The sequence below is a fragment of the Stenotrophomonas sp. 28608_Sma genome (assembly GCF_056486185.1).
Genome location: NZ_CM151308.1, coordinates 1,266,677 through 1,284,842, shown reverse-complemented (window position 1 = coordinate 1,284,842; position 18,166 = coordinate 1,266,677). Strand labels below are relative to the sequence as shown.

Genomic DNA, 18,166 nt, shown 5'->3' with positions numbered 1-18,166 from the left:
CAACGGGGCGCCCCACCGCCCCGCCAGGAGCCCCCATGAGTGAGAAGAAAGCCTACCCGCTGCGCATCAACGCCGACGTCCTGGCTGCGGCGCAGCGCTGGGCTGATGACGAACTGCGCAGCCTCAACGCGCAGATCGAGTACGTGCTGCGCGACGCCCTGCGCAAGGCAGGACGCCTGCCGAAACCAACGCCATCGTCGGAGGAAAAGGAATGAGCAAGCGCTGGAGCTACCAGACGATCGAGGTCAAGACCTCCATGATGGGCGTACTCAAGGCCGAGGATGTCCAGGCTGAGCTGAGCCGGCAGGGCCAGCTGGGCTGGGAGCTGGTCAACATCATCATCCCGGCGCCGATGCGCCCGGCGATGCTGGTGTTCAAGAAGGAGGCCTGAACCATGGGCGGCAGTGACCCGAAACCCTTTGACGTGGCCGAGAGTTCGCCGCTGCGCGTGCTGTGGATCGTGCTGCCGCTGCTGGCTGCCTTCGTGGCCTGCCTGTATGCGCAGCTGTACAAGGCACCGGCGAACGCACCCTGGATCGAAGTTACGCTGTCGCCGCCCTGGTTCCGGATGGGCGGCAGTGCGGCATGGAGCCTGATCGTCATCGCTGTACTCGCTGTCGGGCTGGGGGCCGCATTCTTCCGCCGCCGGGTGGAACTGGCCGGCGATGTGCTGGACGTGCGCTCGACGATGTACCGGCGGCGCGTGCCGGTGGCGCAGCTGCGGCTGGACCAGGCCGAGGTGGTCGACCTGCAGCGTGACCGCCGCTATGGCATCCGTGTCAAAACCAATGGCTATTCAATGCCGGGCTTCTACTCGGGCCACTTCCGCCTGCAGGGTGGCGGCAAGGGCTTCGCGCTGGTCACCGACCGTGCGCGTGTCCTCGCCCTGCCGGTCAGTGATGGCAGCACGCTGCTGCTCAGCGTGGACCGGCCGCAGGCGCTGCTCGATGCGCTGCGCAAGGTGGCCGCGTCGGCACCACGGCAGTAAGCTGAGGCGATGCAACGACGCCCGCCCCTGCTGATCAACACCGAGGCCATCGAGCTGTGGCCCGCCCACCTGTTGCGCGCACGCAGCAACCTGGATGCACGCCTGCTGTCGCAGGCGCAGTGGGTGCTGCGGCGCAAGCGTGATGGCCGCTATCTGGCGGCGGTACTGCCGCACGGCGTGCATTCGATGGTGCCGCGCCTGCCGCGCGAGCCCGGGGTCGAGGATGCACTGGCGCTGCTGGACACCGCGGCTGCACGGCCCTTCGGCGCCGGACTGGAAGATCAGTGGCTGCCGCTGGCGGGGCTACAGCAGCGCCTTCAGCAGCTGGGACTGGATCCACAGCGCTATGCCGACCACAGCGGCCTGCCGCTGGAACCCGAACCCTGCCTGCTGCACTTCGCCGGCCGTGATCGTTTCGCCCGCCCGCTGTGGCTGCGCCAAGGCGCCGCACAGGGCTGGCGGCGGATGCGACTGCACGCAGCACAGGATGGCATTGCGCTGGACGCCATCTCCGGCTTCCGCAGCCATGCCTACCAGTTGGGCATCTTCGAACGGAAGCTGGCGCGCGGCTTGAGCGTGGCGGAGATCCTGAAGGTCAATGCCGCCCCGGGTTTCAGTGAACACCACAGCGGCCACGCGCTGGACATCGGTACACCGGGCGACGCCCCGGCTGAAGAATCGTTCGAAGCCACCGACGCGTTTGCGTGGCTGCAGGCGAATGCCGGTGGGCATGGCTTCCAGCTGAGCTACCCGCGCGACAACCCGCATGGGATCGTCTACGAACCTTGGCACTGGTGCTGGAGACCGGCCAACGGCTGAGCCCCTCGTGGCGGCCGCAGGGCGAAATTCATGGAGCTGTCCGGGCGGGTAGGCTGGGCAGGGTACGCCGTGAATCCATCCCTGGAGGCTTAGCCGCGCCATCCATGGCGCGGATACCCCAGCCCAGCCCACCCGCCCGGCCTCTGACAGTTTCCGTGTGCGTCCGCCACGGAATGGAACAAGAGAGCAAAGACAAAAGTGGGTCGCTTCGCTCGAAGCCTCTATAACGGATCAGCGCGCGGCTGTTGGGTCCGCCTTCAAGCGAGCCGAGCACCGCAGGTCCGGCGAGGGCGAAGAGGTGCGGGTGTCTGAGCGCAGCGAGTTCCCGCACCGCCCCTCGACGGGCCGAGGAGCGCAGGGGACCGGTGCGCAGCACCGGCTCGCGGCCGGCGGCGCGTTTCTTTTGGTTACTTTTCTTTTCGCGCGAAAAGAAAAGTAACGCCCATGGACGGTGCAGATCGCATCAGCATGGATCGAAGAAACAACCTCGACTCAGTCACCGCCTCAACGCATTGATCGCCAGCAACACCCATCCAGCCATCATGCTGGTGCCCCCGATCGGCGCCATCCGCGTCGGCCACTGCCACAAGGCACCGCCCACCAGGCTGCCGGAAAACAGCAACACGCCCAGCAGCAGCACGTACAGCGCCAGGCGCGCGGTCGCCCCCTGCGCACGCGGGCCAAGCGCCACCAGCACCGCGCCATGCGCGAACGCATACAGTGCCGCCATGTTCAGGTGCTGCTGTGAAAGCGGGTCAGCCACACCGTGCGATGCGTAGGCGGACAGGCCGATCGAGGCCGCCGCCAGCAGCGCACCAAGGCAGGCCAGCAGGGAAGGCTTACGTGCGCGACGTTCCAGGTTGAACATGGGGGCTCCTTGCACAGCGCCCTTTCCGGGCGCCAGATGAAAAAAAACGCGCCGCAATGAGCGGCGCGTTTTCGTGTCCAACACTACATGGGTCAGCCGAGGCTTACTTGACGGCCCAGTAAATGTCGTAGGTACCTTCCGGGGTGAACGACTTGTCGATGCCATCCTTCCAGGTTTCGTACGGACGGTCGATCACTTCGTTGCCGGAGGTCACAGCCCAGGCACGCAGGCCGTTGCGGGCCACGTCTAGACCCGCCATGTGGCCGGTGTAGGCGGCATGCGCCGAACGGTGCGGGGCCACGTGCACGTACTTGACCGGAGCGCCGCCGTCGATCTTGACGGTCAGCTCTTCAGCAGTGGCACCTTCAGCACCCTTCTTCTTCACCGGCTGGGCGATGTCGAAGGCGTACTTCTCCTGACCGAAATCGGTGGTGATGATGCGGAACGGACCGGCGGCTTCAAGGCCGTTGGCCTCCATCACGCGCTTGATCCACTCCTGGTTGTCCTTGATGGACTTGGTGATCGTGTCCTGACCGCGGTCCACGTTACCGGCGTTGACGACCAGCAGGTCTTCAGCCGGCACATTGACGATGGCCAGATCGGTCAGCGGGGCTTCCGGGGTGCGGTAGTCCACGTTCGGGACGCTGGCCAGCATGTTGGCCATACGCGACAGACCCATCTTGATGTCGTCGCCGATCTGGCGGCTGACATACAGGCCGGCATAACGGCCGAACAGGTCGAAGCCGTACTTCACCGAGTAGTCCTGGGTGATCTTGACGTTGCGGCCACCCTTGCCGGTCGGCTCCAGCGTGAAGGTGGTGATCTTGTCGTGACCCTTGGTGGCGTCATCGATGGCGATCGCAACACGCTTGTTCTCTTCGGCTTCGGTGATCTTCCAGGAACCGGTGCCCAGGTCCTTGGAGGTGAAGTCGAGAGTGGCACCGACGCCGGAGGCCGGGCCGGACAGCTTCAGTTCAACGGCGGGATCGCGCAGTACCAGCGGGTTCCAGTCCTTGAAGCGGCGCAGGCTGCTGACCGTGTCGTACACGATCGTCATCTTGCGGTTGGTCTCGATGCTTTCGGTGATGTGACGCTCGCCCGGCAGACATACGCCAATGATGACGAACAGGCCAGCCACGATCCCCAAGGCGATCAGGAACTCGATAATACGGGTCATTCAGAGAGTCTCCGGGGCCGATCCCACGGCCGGGTTGATTGAAGCGAAGCGCCAATCCTAGCAGGCTTCGCGGGCATTGTTTATCGGGATTGGCGCACCGGTTTCCCTGCCGGCTGCGTATTTGTATGGACAAAGAATTCGAAGGGTACCGCATACCGATACCCGTGAAGTAGAGGGCAACCCCACCCGAGGGCCATGACTGGACCTCAAGTCATTGTCCTGAAAAGGTTTTCCTCAGACCAGCTGGAGTTCGAACGCCTTCAGTACGGCGCGCGTACGGTCGCGCACGCCCAGCTTGGACAGGATGTTGGACACGTGGTTCTTGATGGTGCCTTCGGCCACACCCAGCGAGTTGGCGATCTCCTTGTTGGAGAAGCCACTGGCCATCAGGCGCAGGATCTCGGTCTCGCGGTCGGTCAACGGGTCCGGGCGGTCCAGGCTGACGAACTCGTTGCGCATGTGCTCCAGGCCGGACAGCAGGCGCTGGGTCACGGCCGGCTGCACCAGCGAACCGCCGTCGGCCACGGTGCGGATGGCACCGACCAGCTGCGCCAGGGTCACGTCCTTGAGCAGGTAGCCCTTGGCTCCGGCCTTGAGCCCGGCCAGCACCAGCTGGTCGTCATCGAAGGTGGTGAGGATGATGGTCGGTGGCAGCTGCTCCTGGCGCGACAGCACCTGCAGCGCCTCCAGCCCGGACATCACCGGCATGCGCATGTCCATCAGCACCACGTCGGGGCGCACCTGCGGGATCAGTTCGACCGCCTGCCGGCCATCGCCGGCCTCGGCCACCACCTCGATACCGTCGTCGAGCGCCAGCAGGGAGCGGATTCCCTGCCGCACCAGGGTTTGGTCGTCGACCAGGCAGACGCGAATCATCAACGCACTCCTTCAGGAACCTTGGTAAGGGCGGCCACCAGCACCGTTGCCGGCACCGTCGCCCGCAGCCGGAAGCCTTCGCCGGGACGGGTCTCGACCTGCAGCTGGCCACCACATTGTTGCAGGCGCTCGCGCATGCCGCGCAAGCCATTGCCCACATTGACCATTTCCGCGCCGACGCCGTCGTCGCGGGCCTCCACCACCACCCGGTCAGGTGCTTCACGGTACACCTTGATCCACAGGTGGCGGGCACCGGCGTGGCGCACGGCATTGGTGATGATCTCCTGGGTGCAGCGCAGCAGCACGTGGGCCCGCTGCGGGTCCTCCACATTCAGGGGATCCTCGATCTCCAGCTGGATGTCCAGCGAGGGCACGTTCTCGGTCAGCGGGCGCAGCGCCGCAGCCAGGTCGATGGCACCGGTCTCGCGCAGCTGGCTGACCACCTCGCGCACGTTGCCCAGCAGCAGCTTGGCCAATGCGTGGGAACGCTTCACATGCTCCAGCGCCTGGCCCTCGGCCAGGTGACCGGCCACTTCGAGGTTCAGGGTCAGTGCGGTCAGCTGATGCCCCAGAAGATCGTGCAGCTCACGCGAAATGCGGGTTCGCTCGTTGACGCGAGCGCTTTCGGCCAGCAGGGCACGAGTGGCACGCAGCTCCGAATTGAGCCTGCGCTGCTCGTCGCGGGCCTGGGTCTGCTGTCTCGCGACAAGGCTGGTCACGAAGATGAACATGGAAAAGCCGCCATACAGCAGCGATTGCATCACGGCTTCGAACAGCGGGAAGTTCAGCAGTATGTAATAGACCGGGGCCACCGCCAGCTGGCTGACCAGCAGCCACAGCACGCACAGACGCGCCGACAGCATCCACGGAATGACGCCGGCAGCCACCATCATCAGGATGCTGCCCAGGCCCGAACCACTGAGGAAACTGACGCCCAGCGCCGAAACCGTCAGCAGCAGCAGCAGGCCGCGGTCCAGCCAGGTGGTGTGACTATCGCTGTCACTGCGCAGGAGGCGGGTCAGCCAGTAGTACGCGGCGCCGAAGGACAGGTAGGCGACGAACAACAGGATCGCCCAGCTGCCCATATCGCTGCGGCTGTGCAGGTTCTCGAATTGCGAGTACGCCAGTGGCAGGCCGACCATGACCCAGGTAAACAGGCCGGCCAGACGGAGGACGCGGGTATGGCTGAGGACTCCCAACATGCCAGCACTCTACGGGCCCGGCCCGCGTCGCGCACTCCCACGGAAGTCATGCATCCGAGGTCCCCTGTTCATGCCGCAGCCCACCCCGGGCATGCAATAATCGTGCGCAGGGTCCCTTGATGGACCAACCGCGTTACCCCACGGAGTCACAATGTCGATTGTCATCCGCGACGTGCGCGAGCACGAGCTCGATTCCGTCCTGGCTTTGAACAACAACGCTGGCCTGGCCATCCTTCCCCTGGATGCGGCCCGCCTGCGCCTGTTCTACGAAACCGCTGAATATTTCCGCGTCGCCGAGCGCGACGGCAACCTGGCCGGCTTCCTGATCGGCTTCGGCAGCGACAGCCAGCACGACAGCAGCAACTTCGCCTGGTTCAAGCAGCAGCTGGACACCCCGTTCTTCTATATCGACCGCATCGTGGTCGCCAGCCGCCGTCGTGGCGGTGGCGTCGGCCGTGCGTTCTATGCCGACGCGCAGAGCTTTGCCGAGCTGCGCTACCCGCAGATGACCTGCGAAGTCTTCCTCGACCACGGCGCCGATGCCGCCCTGCTCTTCCACGGCAGCTTCGGCTTCCGCGAGCTGGGCCAGAACACCATGGCCCAGGTCGATGTGCGTGCCAGCATGCTGGCCAAGGAACTGTGCAGCTACCCGTGGGTCCAGGAGACCTACGGCGGCAAGCTGCCGGATGTGGCATGGACACGCGCCCGGCAGCTGCCGGCGCAGGCACAGCGGCCGACGGGGACCTGAGCGTGGCGGTGAATTTCGATTACGAACAGGCCGGTGAACTGAAGATCGGCCAGGTGGGCATCGCCAACCTTCGCATCCGTACCCTTGATGTCGAACGCCTCGTGCAGGAAATGCGCGAGCGCGTGACCCGTGCGCCGAAGCTGTTCGGCCGCGCGGCGGTGATCCTCGATTTCGGCGGCCTGAGCCAGGTTCCGGACGTGGCCACCGCACAGGCGCTGGTCGATGGCCTGCGCAGTGCCGGCGTGCTGCCGGTGGCGCTGGCCTATGGCACCAGCGCGGTCGACCTGCTCTCGCAGCAGCTCGGGCTGCCACTGCTGGCCAAGTTCCGCGCCCAGTACGAGCGTGCCGAGGCCGAGCCGGCCCCGCCGCCCGCGCCGGAACCGCGTCGCGCAGCCCGTGCCGAACCGAAGCCGGCACCGGCCACGCCGGTGGCCAAGGTTGCCGACGCCGCCGCACCGCAGCCGGGCCGCATGCAGCTGGGCAACGTGCGTTCGGGCCAGCAGCTGTACGCTGAAAACTGCGACCTGACCGTGATGGCCACCGTCGGCGCCGGCGCCGAGGTCATCGCCGATGGCAGCATCCACATCTACGGCACCCTGCGCGGCCGCGCGCTGGCAGGGGCACAGGGCAACACCGCGGCACGCATCTTCTGCCGTGATTTCCATGCGGAACTGGTCGCCATTGCAGGCCACTACAAGGTACTGGACGATGTCCCGGACTCCCTGCGCGGCAAGGCCGTGCAGGTGTGGCTGGAACAGGACCAGATCAAGATCGCTGCGCTGGACTGACGCAGCACCCAAACAGAATCATCAGGAGAAGTCCTTTGGCTGAAATCATCGTAGTCACCTCCGGCAAGGGCGGCGTCGGCAAGACCACTTCCAGCGCGAGCCTGGCCTGCGGCCTGGCACGGCGCGGCAAGAAGGTGGCGGTGATCGACTTCGACGTCGGCCTGCGCAACCTCGACCTGATCATGGGCTGCGAACGCCGCGTGGTGTACGACTTCGTCAACGTCGTGCACGGCGAAGCGACCCTCAAGCAGGCCCTGATCAAGGACAAGCGCTTCGAGAACCTGTACGTGCTGGCCGCCTCGCAGACCCGCGACAAGGACGCACTGACCCAGGAAGGCGTGGGCAAGGTCCTGAAGGACCTGGCCGCCGACGGCTTCGATTACATCATCTGCGACTCCCCGGCCGGCATCGAGAAGGGCGCCTTCCTGGCGATGTACTTCGCCGACCGTGCGGTGGTGGTGGTGAACCCGGAAGTGTCGTCGGTGCGCGACTCGGACCGCATCATCGGCCTGCTCGACTCGAAGACCCACAAGGCCGAGTCCGGCCAGGACGTGCCGGCCTTCCTGCTGCTGACCCGCTACACCCCGCTGCGCGTGGAAAGCGGCGAGATGCTCAGCATCGCCGACGTCGAGGAAGTGCTCGGCCTGAAGGCGATCGGCGTGATCCCCGAGTCGGGTGACGTGCTCAACGCCTCCAACAAGGGCGAGCCGGTCATCCTGGATGTCGAGTCCGCAGCCGGCCAGGCCTACGACGACGCCGTCGCGCGCATCCTCGGCGAAGAACGCCCGATGCGCTTCACCAACGTCGAGAAGAAGGGCTTCTTCAGCAAGCTGTTCGGAGGGTAAGCATGGGCCTGTTTGATTTCCTCAAAGCGAAGAAGACCACCGCCGAAACCGCCAAGAACCGCCTGCAGATCATCATCGCGCAGGAGCGCAGCAACCGCGGCGGCCCCGATTACCTGCCGCTGCTGCAGCGCGAGCTGCTGGAAGTGATCAAGAAGTACGTGAACATCGACGTCGATGCAGTGAAGGTCGACCTGGTGAAGGATGGCCAGCACGATGTGCTGGACATCTCCGTGGCGCTGCCTGAAGGCCCGGACAAACCCTGAAGCTCGGCCCCGCCCGTGCCTGCACGGGCGGGGCTGCCTGACCCGCATGACCGATACGACAACCGCCGTGGACATCACCTGCGTGGGCGACATCGCCTTCGCTGATGCGCAGTGCCTGCTCGCCGCGCATGGCCTGCAGCTGCACCACGTCGCGGCCGGTGAACCGATTCCCGGCAGCTACTGGGGCGAGCCCGAGGCCGGCATCATCGCCAGCAACGTGTACGTGCGCGATGACACGCCCGTGCACTCGATGCTGCACGAAGCTTGCCATCTGATCGTGCTGCCGCCGGAGCGGCGTGCGCAGGTGCATACCGACGCCACCGACTCGGTGGCCGAGGAAGATGCCACCTGCTACCTGCAGATCGTGCTGGCCGGGCAGCTGCCTGGCGTTGGCAGTGCGCGGTTGATGGCCGACATGGATGCCTGGGGGTATACGTATCGGCTGGGGTCTACGAAAGCGTGGTTTGAAGAGGACGCCGAAGACGCGAAAGCGTGGTTGATCGAACGCGGATTGCCGGTGGCGTAAAGCCGCGGGCGCGGTTGGCCACGGGCGCGTGGCGACGCGCCGGACCTTGCGGCGCCCCTCTTTTCACTCGGCGCGGTTCGAGCAGGACGCCGAAGACGCGAAGGCGTGGTTGATCGAACGCGGATTGCCGGTGGCGTAACGCATCGGTAATGCCGGCCGTTGGCCGGCAACCTCATGAACCCGTGCAGCATTACCTGGTTGCCGGCCAGCGGCCGGCACTACCCCATCAGCCCTGCCCTGCCAGCGCGCGCAGGGTAATGCCGACGATGTAGGCCAGGTAGGTGCCGGTGGCGTAGCCCATCGTGCCCAGCAACACGCCCACCGGCGCCAGGGCCGGATGGAACGCTGCAGCCACCACCGGCGCCGAAGCCGGGCCACCGATGTTCGACTGCGAACCGATCGCGAAATAGAAGAACGGCACCTTCAGCAGCTTGCCCAGGCACCACAGCAGCGCGATGTGCACGGCAATCCAGATCAGGCCGAGCAGGAACAGCCACGGGCGGTCCAGCAGCGCCAGCAGATCCATCTGCATGCCGATGCAGGCAATCAGGAAGTACAGCAGCAACGAACCCAGCCGCGAGGCGCCCGCACCTTCCAGCGTGCGTGCACGGGTGAAGCTCAGGCTCAGGCCCAGCGTGGTCGACAGCACCACCACCCACACGAACGGCGCATCCAGGCTGAACTGCGGGGCCCAGCTGACATTGGCCTTGAACCATGCTGCCAGCGGCGCACCGATCGCGTGTGACAGACCCACGCCGCCGAAGGCCACCGCCACGATCAGCATCAGGTCGGTGAGGCTGGGAATGCGCTCGTGTTCGGCCTGGAAGCGCGCGATGCGCTCCTTCAGTTCATCGATGGCCGAGGTATCGGCGCCACTGCGCGCGTCGATCTTCGCTGCCCGCCCCGCCAGGAAGATCAGTGCCGCCATCCACACGTAGCCGACACCGACATCGACCACCGCGAACTGGCCGAACGTGGTCGCATTGACGTCGAATACTTCGCGCATCGCCAGCATGTTGGCACCGCCGCCAATCCAGCTGCCTGCCAATGCGGCCATGCCGGCCCAGGTGTCACCGGCCACGGTTTCCGGATGCAGCGCGCGCATCGCCAGGAACGCCACCACCGCACCGAGCATGATGCTGGCCGAGGCGCCCAGGTACATCAGCACCAGCTTCGGGCCCAGCCGCAGGATGCCCTTGATGTCCACCGCCAGGGTCAGCAGGATCAGCGCTGCCGGCAGCAGGATGTCGCGGGCGATCGGATTGTAGAGCTTGGTGTTCTGCCCATCGATCAGGCCGACGGTGTTGTAGATGCCGGGAATCAGGTAGCACAGCAGCAGCGCCGGCACGAACGTGTAGAAGCGCTTCCACAGGCCCTGCTCGCGCGAGGCGGTCCAGAACACGGCGCCGAGGGTGGCGGCGATCAAACCGAAGACGACGATGTCGTTCTGGATCATCCAGGTGCTCTGGGTAGAGCCGGCCGCTGGCCGGCTGCTGTTGGCGGCGGATCATGAAGGTGTGCCGACCAACGGTCGGCCCCCACCGGTAAAGCAGATGGCGAAACAAAAGCGCCGCCCCGAAGGGCGGCGCTGCAGTCATCAGTTGCCGATGTGCTGCTTCAGCCAGGCATTGACGGTGTCGTGCCACAGGATGCTGTTGTTCGGCTTCAGCACCCAGTGGTTTTCATCCGGGAAGTACAGGAACTTCGATTCGATGCCCTGGCGCTGGGCAGCGGTGAACGCGGCCAGGCCCTGCTCGACCGGAATGCGGAAGTCCTGCTGGCCGTGGATGACCAGGATCGGCTTCTTCCAGTCCGCCACGTGGTTGACCGGGTTGAACTTTTCGTAGTTCGCCGCCTTCTGGTACGGCGTACCGCCCTGCTCCCACTCGGTGAACCACAGTTCTTCGGTGGCGTAGCCCATCATGCGCTGGTCGAACACGCCGTCATGGTTGACCAAGCACTTGAACGGGCCGTTCCAGTTGCCGGCGATCCAGTTGACCATGAAGCCGCCGTAGCTGGCTCCCAGCGCACAGGCCTTGTCACCGTTGAGGAAGGAATACTTCTTCAGCGCCGCATCCCAGCCCTTCTGCAGGTCTTCCAGCGGGCGGTCGCCCCAGTGCTGGCTGATCGCATCGGTGAAGGCCTGGCCATAGCCGGTGGAGCCGTGGAAGTCGATCATCACCACGGCGTAGCCCTGGCCCGCATAGGTCTGCGGATTCCAGCGGTAGCTCCAGCCATTGCCGAAGCTGCCCTGCGGGCCACCGTGGATCAGGAACGCGACCGGGTACGACTTGCCTTCCTGGTAGTTGTGCGGCTTGACCACATAGCCGTGCACGGTGTCGTTGTTCCAGCCCTTGAACTCGAACTGTTCGTAGTCACCGAAGCTGACGTCCTTGAGCACGTCGCCAGCGGCCGGGGTCAGCGCGCGCAGCTCGCCGATGGCTTCGCCGGCGGCCGGCAGCAGGCCGACCAGCACCTGGTCGTTGCTCTTCAGGCTGTTGCGGGTGATCGCCACGCTGGTGCCGGCGACGTCCACCGAGGTAACGCTGCCGTCGCCGATCAGCTTGGTGGCCTTGCCGCTGGCCACGTCGATCTGGAACAGCGGGTGCTCGCCGAGGTCATCGGCGGTGGTGTAGATGCTGGAGCCGTCGGCGGACAGGGTGATGCCGCCCGCCGAGCGATCCCACTGCGGCGCGATCTCACGGCTCTTGCCGCTGGCCAGGTCCATCGCCATCAGGCCGAAGCGGTCGGCCTCGAAGCCCGGGCGCTTCATCGCACGGTAGAACAGGGTCTTGCCGTCGGCACTGAACACCGGGCCGGCATCCCAGGCCGGATTGGAGGCGGTCAGGTTGACTGGCGCCTGCTTGCCCGCAGCGTCGAAGCGGTACAGGTCGAAGTTGGTCGACCACGGCTCCTGCTTGCCGGCCACGCGGATGCTGGCCACCACGCTGGCGCCATCCGGCGACCACGCGAAATCGTCATTGCCACCGAACGGCTTGGACGGTGCATCGCCGTCGATGGTCGCGCTCAGCGCCGAGGCGCCCTTGACCGCCCCGGCCTTGGCTGCCGGCAGCGGTGCCACGAACAGGGTGTTGCGGCGGCCGTCGTTCCAGGTATCCCAGTGGCGCACGAACAGCGAATCCCACACCTGGCCGCTGGCCTTGGCGTCCTTCTTTTCCTTCAGCTTCTTCTCGGTGCATGCCAGATCCGAGGCACAGGCCTGGAACACGCCGGCACTGAACAGCACGCGGTCGTCCTGCGGTGACACGTGGTAGCTGTCAACGTCCACCGGGAAGTCGGTCAGCTGACGCGGGGTGCCGCCGTTGATCGGCTGCGCGTACAGCTGCTGGCTGCCGTTCTTGGCACTGAGGAAATAAACGGTCTGGCCATCGGCCGACAGCGACGCGGAATTGACGCTCCAGCCAGCCGGGGTGATCTGCTTCGGCGGAGCGGCGTCACGCGTGCGCAGGTTGCGCGCGAACAGCGCGGTGGAGGCCTTCAGGTTGGCGTCCACGCTGCGCTTGGCGAACACCACAGTGCCACCGTCCGTGGTCAGTACCGGCGCGGAGACGCGGTCCATGGCCACCATGTCGCGGACTTCCAGGCCACGGGCAGCGGCAACGCTGGGCAGGGCAGCCAGCAGGCTCAGTGGCAGCAGGGCATGACGCAGTTTCATCGGGGTCTCCGCAGGACGGCAAAAAACCGATGGTAGGCCCGTGCGGCCGGGGCTGCCAAGGCCATCGGTCATGGCTGCCCGCGGGGTTGGCCCCGCCGCCAGAAAAAGCAAACCGCGCCGTAGCGCGGTTTGCGGTAGTGCCGGCCGCTGGCCGGCAACCAGGGGTATCACGGGATTCCGGGATTGCCGGCCAGCGGCCGGCACTACCCGTCCCTTACGCCTTGGTGTACTTGCCGGTGCGGTAAATCAGCCAGCCCACCAGGAACAGCACGGCCAGGCCGATCCACTGCGCGCCCGGCAGGTGGAACGGCACGGCCAGCACGTCGGCGCGGCTGCTGACCACGATCGGAATCGCGATGGCGATGCCCATCAGTGCCTCACCGGTGATCAGGCCCGCAGCGAACAGCACGCCCGGCTTGTGCACGCGGTCGCGGCCTTCTTCGTCATCGGCGCGCACCTTGTGGAAGCGCTCGACCAGGTGGGCGATCAGGCCGCCGAGGAAGATCGGCACCATCAGCTCCAGCGGCAGGTAGATGCCGATGGCGGCGGCCAGCACCGGCACGCGGAAGCGTGCGTTGCGCGACTTCAGCCAGCTGTCGAAGGCAATGATGGCGGCACCGACCACGGCACCGATGCCGATGAAGGTCCACGGCAGTTCGCCGCCGAACAGGCCCTTGGCCACCGAGGCCATCAGGTTTGCCTGCGGCGCAGCCAGCGCGTTCGGGTGCAGCTCGGACTTCACGCCGATGCCGTAGGCGGTGGCCAGCAGGTTCAGCACTGGGGCCATGATCAGCGCACACGAGAAGGCACCGATGCCCAGCATCAGCTGCTGCTTCCACGGGGTGGCACCTACGATATAGCCGGCCTTGAGGTCCTGCAGGTTGTCACCGCCGACCGCTGCGGCGCAGCACACCACCGCGCCGATCATGATCGCCGCCACCGCGCCCAGCGGCGCACCGCCGGCACCGACCGGCTTGAGGCCATCGGCGCCCAGCAGCACCACCAGCACGGCCGAGGCGAACAGGATGGTGGAGATGGTGATGCCCGACACCGGGTTGTTGGACGAACCGATCAAGCCGGCCAGGTAGGCCGAGACCGACACGAACAGGAAGCCGGCAACGATCATGATGATGGTCATCGGGATCGACACGTGCCACTGGCCCACGATGGCCTGGTACAGGGCCAGCAGCGGCAGCACGAAGACCACCAGGGCCACCAGCATCCACTTCATCGGCAGGTCGCGCTCGGTGTGCGCCAGCACCGGGCCACCGCTCTTGCGGGCGGCGGCAAAGCCGCTCTTGACGCCATTGAGCAGCGACTTGCGCAGCGAGATCAGGGTCCAGATGCCGCCGATCAGCATTGCGCCGACACCCAGGTAACGCATCTTCGCGCCCCAGATGGCGAACGCCGCCTCGGTGGAGGATGCGGTAGCGACCGAGGCGGCCAGGCCCGGATCGGTGTTCATGAAGAACGCCTGGTAGATCGGAATGGCGATGTGCCAGGTCAGGATCGAGCCAGACACGACCACGATGCCGACGTTGAGGCCGACGATGTAGCCCACGCCAAGCAGTGCCGGCGACAGGTTGGTACCGATGAAGGCGGTGACCTTGGAGCTGCCGACGTAGGCCGAGATGGCCCAGGCGTCGGGAATCAGGCGCATGCCGCTTTCCGCGGCCAGCTTGACGAAGGCACCGATGACTGCCGACAGGCCGAGGATCTTCAGGCCCGGGCCCGGGTTCTCACCGGCCTTGAGCACTTCGGCCGCGGCCTTGCCTTCCGGGAACGGAAGCGGGTCTTCAACGATCATCGAACGGCGCAGCGGCACCGAGAACAGCACGCCCAGCAGGCCACCGAGGCCGGCGATGCCCAGCACCCACCAGTACTTGAAGTCCGGCCAGTAGCCCATGATCACCAGCGCCGGGATGGTGAAGATCACACCGGCGGCGATCGACGAACCGGCCGAGGCGCCGGTCTGCACGATGTTGTTTTCAAGGATGGAGCCACCGCCCAGCAGGCGCAGCACGCCCATGGAAATCACCGCAGCGGGAATGGCGGTGGCGATGGTCAGGCCTGCGAACAGACCGAGGTAGGCGTTTGCGGCCGACAGCACCACCGCCAGCACGATGGCCAGGGCCACTGCGCGGAAGGTGAGCTGCTTGGGCGCAGCGTCGTGGTTCATGGAAGCCCCTGCTGGCAAAAAATCCCTGCCACGCTAGCGTTCAGGGCAGATCAAGTCCAGCGTGCCAAAGGATGGGGCGTGTGCTGCAGCGCAATGGGCCAGTACGTGGACCGGCAATCGACCGACCCGGCAAAGTCCGGCTGGGCGCAGAGCAAATGATATGTTATATCTTAATGCTACCTTGCTGTTACTGCATCGCATGCCCCCTTCCCCCTCCCCTCGCCTGGCCTCCATCGACCAGCTGCGCGGCACCGTGATGCTGTTGATGTTGCTGGACCACGTGCGCGAGACCTTCTTCCTGCAGCATCAGGTAAGCGACCCGATGGACGCATCGACGGTCTCTCCCGGCCTGTTCGCCTGCCGTCTGCTGGCGCATCTGTGCGCCCCGGTATTCGTGCTGCTCACTGGTCTGTCGGCCTGGCTGTACGGCCAGCGCCAGGCGGATCCGCGCCGGGCCACGGCCGCCTTCCTGCTCAAGCGCGGGCTGTTCCTGGTCGTGCTGGAACTGACCCTGGTGAATTTCGCCTGGACCTTCCAGCTGCCGCCGGAAACGCTGTACCTGCAGGTGATCTGGGCCATCGGGCTGAGCATGATCGCGCTGGCCGGCCTTCTGTGGCTGCCGCGCCTGGCCCTGCTGGTGCTGGCAGTCGCGGTGGTGGCCGGGCACAACCTGTTGGACGGCGTGCGAGTGGAAGGCCACGGCCTGCTGGCGATGCTGTGGAAAGTACTGCACCAGCGCGACTGGATCGAGGCCGGCGCGCTGCGCCTGCGCACTTCCTACCCGGTGCTGCCGTGGATCGGAGTGATCGCGCTGGGCTACCTGATGGGGCCGTGGTTCGCCCGCGACCGCGACCCGGCGCAACGCCAGCGCTGGCTGCTGTGCGCAGGCGTCGGCGCGCTGGCCCTGTTCGCCCTGCTGCGGTTCGCCAACCAGTACGGGGATGCACCGTGGCAGTACCAGACCAGCACGCTGCGCACCTGGATGAGCGTGTTCAACATCACCAAGTACCCGCCGTCACTGCAGTTCCTGCTGTTGACGCTGGGCGTGGGACTGTTGCTGCTGCGCCTGTACGAATGGCCGCCACTGGCGCGCGCGCTGCGCCCGCTGGCCGATGTCGGCGCCGCGCCGATGTTCTTCTACCTGCTGCACCTGTATGTGCTGAAGGGGCTGTACCTGGCCGCGCTGGCGATCTGGGGGCCGACACACGGTGATCTGTACGCACTGGATTCGGTGGCCGGCCTGCTGCTGGTGGCCTGTGCGCTGGCGGTGGTGCTGTACCCGCCGACGCGGGCGTTCGCGCGGTTCAAGGCGCGACGGCGCGATCTGGCGTGGTTGCGGTACCTGTGATCGCCCAGGCCAGTCCGGCAATCCACGCATGGCGTGGATCTACTGAAAGCGGATCGGGCCACAGGCCTATAATTCCGCGATGAATTCCACCGCTATCGCTTCCGACGATTTCCTGGGCCATCCCAAGGGCGTCTACGTCTGCTTCTTCACCGAAATGTGGGAGCGCTTCTCCTTCTATGGCATGAAGGCGCTGCTGCTGCTGTACCTGACCAAGTACCACCTGTTTGGCGACAAGGCCGGCCTGGACCTGCTCGGTGCCTATGGCGGCCTGGTGTACTGCATCCCGGTGTTCGGCGGCATGCTGGCCGACCGCTGGCTGGGCATGCGCCGGGCGGTGCTGTTCGGCGGCATCCTGCTGGTGCTCGGCCACCTCGGCATGGCCTTCGAAGGCCACGCCGCGTATCGGGTGAACGGCGAAGTGGTGCGCGACACCTCGGCACTGGCGGTGACCTACCTGTCGCTGGCGCTGATCATCATGGGCGTCGGCTTCCTCAAGCCGAACATCTCCACCATCGTCGGCAAGCTGTACGCCAAGGACGACCCGCGCCGCGATTCGGGCTTCTCGCTGTTCTACGCCGGCATCAACCTCGGCGCGCTGTTCTCTTCGCTGGTGTGCGGCTTCCTCGGCGAGGCCTATGGCTGGAAGTACGGTTTCGGTGCGGCCGGCATCGGCATGCTGGCCGGCCTGGCGATGTTCCTGTGGGGCCAGAAGTACCTGCAGGGCCATGCCGAACCGCCGCAGCCGGCCGCGCTGAAGCAGAAGGTGCTGGGCCTGCCGCGCGAATGGCTCATCTATCTGTGCGCGATGCTCGGTGTATTGCCGGTGGCGTGGCTGATGTGGGCGGCCGGCAACGGCGCGTTCGCGCTGGGCGGTGAAATCAGCCTGGCACTGATGCTGATGCTGGTAGTGCTGGGCGGCGTGCTGGTCTGGTTCGCCTGGTTCACCGGCAGCAAGTGCACGCCGGTGCAGCGCCAGCAGATGGTCGCGCTGATGGTGTTGATCTTCATGGCACTGGTGTTCTTCACGATGTACGAGCAGTCGTATGGCTCCTGGGTGACCTTCACCGACCGCCTGCTGACCAAGGACATCGTGCCCTCGCTGGTGATCACCGGCGGTACCCCGCTGCCCTGGTCGATCATCTCGCTGCTGCTGGCACCGCTGGGCTTCGTGGTCAGCGCGCGGCTGTCCGAGCGCCGTCCGGGCTCATCTGCGCCGCGAACGTTCTTCGCCGCCATCGTCGTGCTGATGCTGGTGCTGCTGGTGCGCGACTGCCTGGTGATTCCGCAGACCGCCGGCTCGCTGACCTACCTCGGCGGCCTGTTCCTGGTGCTGCTGGCGCCGGCCTTCGCCGCGCTGTGGACGTGGATGGACCGCCGCGGCTGGGAACCGGGCAAGCCGGTCAAATCGGCGTGGGGCCTGGTGATCGGCGCGCTGTCGTTCGTGCCGCTGGCATTGGCCGCACAGCAGGTCGGCGCCACCGGCGAGATGGCCAGCGTGTGGTGGCTGGTGCTGGCCTACTTCCTGCTGGCCAGCGGTGAGATGTGCCTGTCGCCGGTCGGCCTGTCGGCGGTGACCCAGCTGGCCGTGCCGCGGGTGATGAGCCTGATGATGGGCACCTGGTTCCTGGCCACCGCGTTCTCGGAAACGCTGGCGGCGCTGTTCGGCAAGCTGGCCGCGATCGAAGTGCCCGAAGGCGAATCGCTGGACATGGTGGCCGCGGCCGGTGCCTATGCGCACCTGTTCTGGCTGCTGATGTGGATCGGCCTGGGCTGTGCGCTGGCCGCCTTCATCGCCGCGCCGCTGCTGAAGAAGATGATGCACGGGGTCAAGTAAGCCCGATGCAGGCGAACTCCGGGGGCGGC

Annotated in this window: 18 protein-coding genes; 11 read left to right on the top strand and 7 right to left on the bottom strand. The window is 66.1% G+C overall.

Translation table 11 applies throughout. The features are described from left to right. Positions 1–35: 35 nt before the first annotated feature. Genes ACZLHH_RS05880 through ACZLHH_RS05865 form a run of 4 tightly spaced genes read left to right on the top strand, consistent with a single transcriptional unit; the run spans position 36 to position 1,807 of the window. The gene (locus ACZLHH_RS05880; RefSeq protein ID WP_049461502.1) at positions 36–215 is read left to right on the top strand and encodes a type II toxin-antitoxin system antitoxin; all 180 of its coding nucleotides are present in this window, start codon (positions 36–38) and stop codon (positions 213–215) included. Beyond that, entirely contained in the window at positions 212–391 is a 180-nt protein-coding gene (locus ACZLHH_RS05875) for a DUF4177 domain-containing protein (protein WP_032127598.1), read from the top strand. The genes ACZLHH_RS05880 and ACZLHH_RS05875 overlap by 4 nt, the downstream gene beginning before the upstream one ends. A 3-nt stretch (positions 392–394) precedes the next feature. Then, positions 395–988: a PH domain-containing protein gene (locus ACZLHH_RS05870; RefSeq protein ID WP_107433610.1), complete on the top strand. Its 594-nt coding sequence runs from the start codon at positions 395–397 to the stop codon at positions 986–988. Between the two features lie 9 nt (positions 989–997). Continuing rightward, entirely contained in the window at positions 998–1,807 is an 810-nt protein-coding gene (locus ACZLHH_RS05865; RefSeq protein WP_180844985.1) for a M15 family metallopeptidase, read from the top strand. A 496-nt stretch (positions 1,808–2,303) separates the two neighbouring features. Here the strand turns inward: ACZLHH_RS05865 and ACZLHH_RS05860 are convergent, their stop codons facing one another. The 4 genes from ACZLHH_RS05860 to ACZLHH_RS05845 form a co-directional block, all read right to left on the bottom strand. Continuing rightward, positions 2,304–2,675, bottom strand: a complete 372-nt coding sequence (locus ACZLHH_RS05860) for a DUF423 domain-containing protein (RefSeq protein ID WP_071227757.1) — start codon at positions 2,673–2,675, stop codon at positions 2,304–2,306. A 103-nt stretch (positions 2,676–2,778) separates the two neighbouring features. Continuing rightward, positions 2,779–3,852, bottom strand: coding sequence for a polyketide cyclase (locus tag ACZLHH_RS05855; protein ID WP_071227758.1), 1,074 nt, complete (start codon positions 3,850–3,852; stop codon positions 2,779–2,781). A gap of 234 nt (positions 3,853–4,086) precedes the next feature. Beyond that, positions 4,087–4,728 carry a response regulator gene (locus tag ACZLHH_RS05850; RefSeq protein WP_006424175.1) on the bottom strand — a complete coding sequence of 214 codons (642 nt, stop codon included), beginning with the start codon at positions 4,726–4,728 and terminating at the stop codon, positions 4,087–4,089. Next, positions 4,728–5,930, bottom strand: coding sequence for a sensor histidine kinase (locus ACZLHH_RS05845; RefSeq protein WP_180844984.1), 1,203 nt, complete (start codon positions 5,928–5,930; stop codon positions 4,728–4,730). The genes ACZLHH_RS05850 and ACZLHH_RS05845 overlap by 1 nt, the downstream gene beginning before the upstream one ends. Before the next feature lie 151 nt (positions 5,931–6,081). On the opposite strand from ACZLHH_RS05845, the gene ACZLHH_RS05840 reads away from it, so the two are divergent. Genes ACZLHH_RS05840 through ACZLHH_RS05820 form a run of 5 tightly spaced genes read left to right on the top strand, consistent with a single transcriptional unit; the run spans position 6,082 to position 9,100 of the window. After that, entirely contained in the window at positions 6,082–6,678 is a 597-nt protein-coding gene (locus ACZLHH_RS05840; protein ID WP_005408535.1) for a GNAT family N-acetyltransferase, read from the top strand. Beyond that, positions 6,624–7,466 (top strand): septum site-determining protein MinC, encoded by an 843-nt coding sequence (gene minC / locus ACZLHH_RS05835; protein WP_180844983.1) that lies wholly within the window; start codon positions 6,624–6,626, stop codon positions 7,464–7,466. The genes ACZLHH_RS05840 and minC overlap by 55 nt, the downstream gene beginning before the upstream one ends. A gap of 35 nt (positions 7,467–7,501) precedes the next feature. Further along, complete coding sequence (gene minD, locus ACZLHH_RS05830) at positions 7,502–8,311, top strand: septum site-determining protein MinD (protein WP_010483375.1); 810 nt, start codon at positions 7,502–7,504, stop codon at positions 8,309–8,311. Between the two features lie 2 nt (positions 8,312–8,313). Continuing rightward, positions 8,314–8,574 (top strand): cell division topological specificity factor MinE, encoded by a 261-nt coding sequence (gene minE, locus ACZLHH_RS05825; RefSeq protein ID WP_004148073.1) that lies wholly within the window; start codon positions 8,314–8,316, stop codon positions 8,572–8,574. Between the two features lie 46 nt (positions 8,575–8,620). Further along, the gene (locus ACZLHH_RS05820; protein ID WP_107433613.1) at positions 8,621–9,100 is read left to right on the top strand and encodes a hypothetical protein; all 480 of its coding nucleotides are present in this window, start codon (positions 8,621–8,623) and stop codon (positions 9,098–9,100) included. 226 nt (positions 9,101–9,326) lie between these two features. On the opposite strand, the gene ACZLHH_RS05815 is transcribed toward ACZLHH_RS05820, so the two are convergent. From ACZLHH_RS05815 to ACZLHH_RS05805, 3 genes are all read right to left on the bottom strand, one after another. Next, positions 9,327–10,556: a DUF819 family protein gene (locus tag ACZLHH_RS05815; RefSeq protein ID WP_180844982.1), complete on the bottom strand. Its 1,230-nt coding sequence runs from the start codon at positions 10,554–10,556 to the stop codon at positions 9,327–9,329. 141 nt (positions 10,557–10,697) lie between these two features. Then, the gene (locus tag ACZLHH_RS05810; RefSeq protein WP_107433615.1) at positions 10,698–12,776 is read right to left on the bottom strand and encodes a prolyl oligopeptidase family serine peptidase; all 2,079 of its coding nucleotides are present in this window, start codon (positions 12,774–12,776) and stop codon (positions 10,698–10,700) included. Between the two features lie 214 nt (positions 12,777–12,990). After that, positions 12,991–14,955 carry an OPT family oligopeptide transporter gene (locus ACZLHH_RS05805; protein ID WP_180844981.1) on the bottom strand — a complete coding sequence of 655 codons (1,965 nt, stop codon included), beginning with the start codon at positions 14,953–14,955 and terminating at the stop codon, positions 12,991–12,993. Between the two features lie 199 nt (positions 14,956–15,154). Here ACZLHH_RS05805 and ACZLHH_RS05800 point away from each other — a divergent pair, with 199 nt between their 5' ends. Both ACZLHH_RS05800 and ACZLHH_RS05795 read left to right on the top strand, forming a co-directional pair. Beyond that, positions 15,155–16,303: an acetyltransferase domain-containing protein gene (locus ACZLHH_RS05800; protein WP_180844980.1), complete on the top strand. Its 1,149-nt coding sequence runs from the start codon at positions 15,155–15,157 to the stop codon at positions 16,301–16,303. Positions 16,304–16,382: 79 nt separating this feature from the next. Beyond that, entirely contained in the window at positions 16,383–18,137 is a 1,755-nt protein-coding gene (locus tag ACZLHH_RS05795; RefSeq protein WP_032127610.1) for a peptide MFS transporter, read from the top strand. Positions 18,138–18,166: the final 29 nt, after the last annotated feature.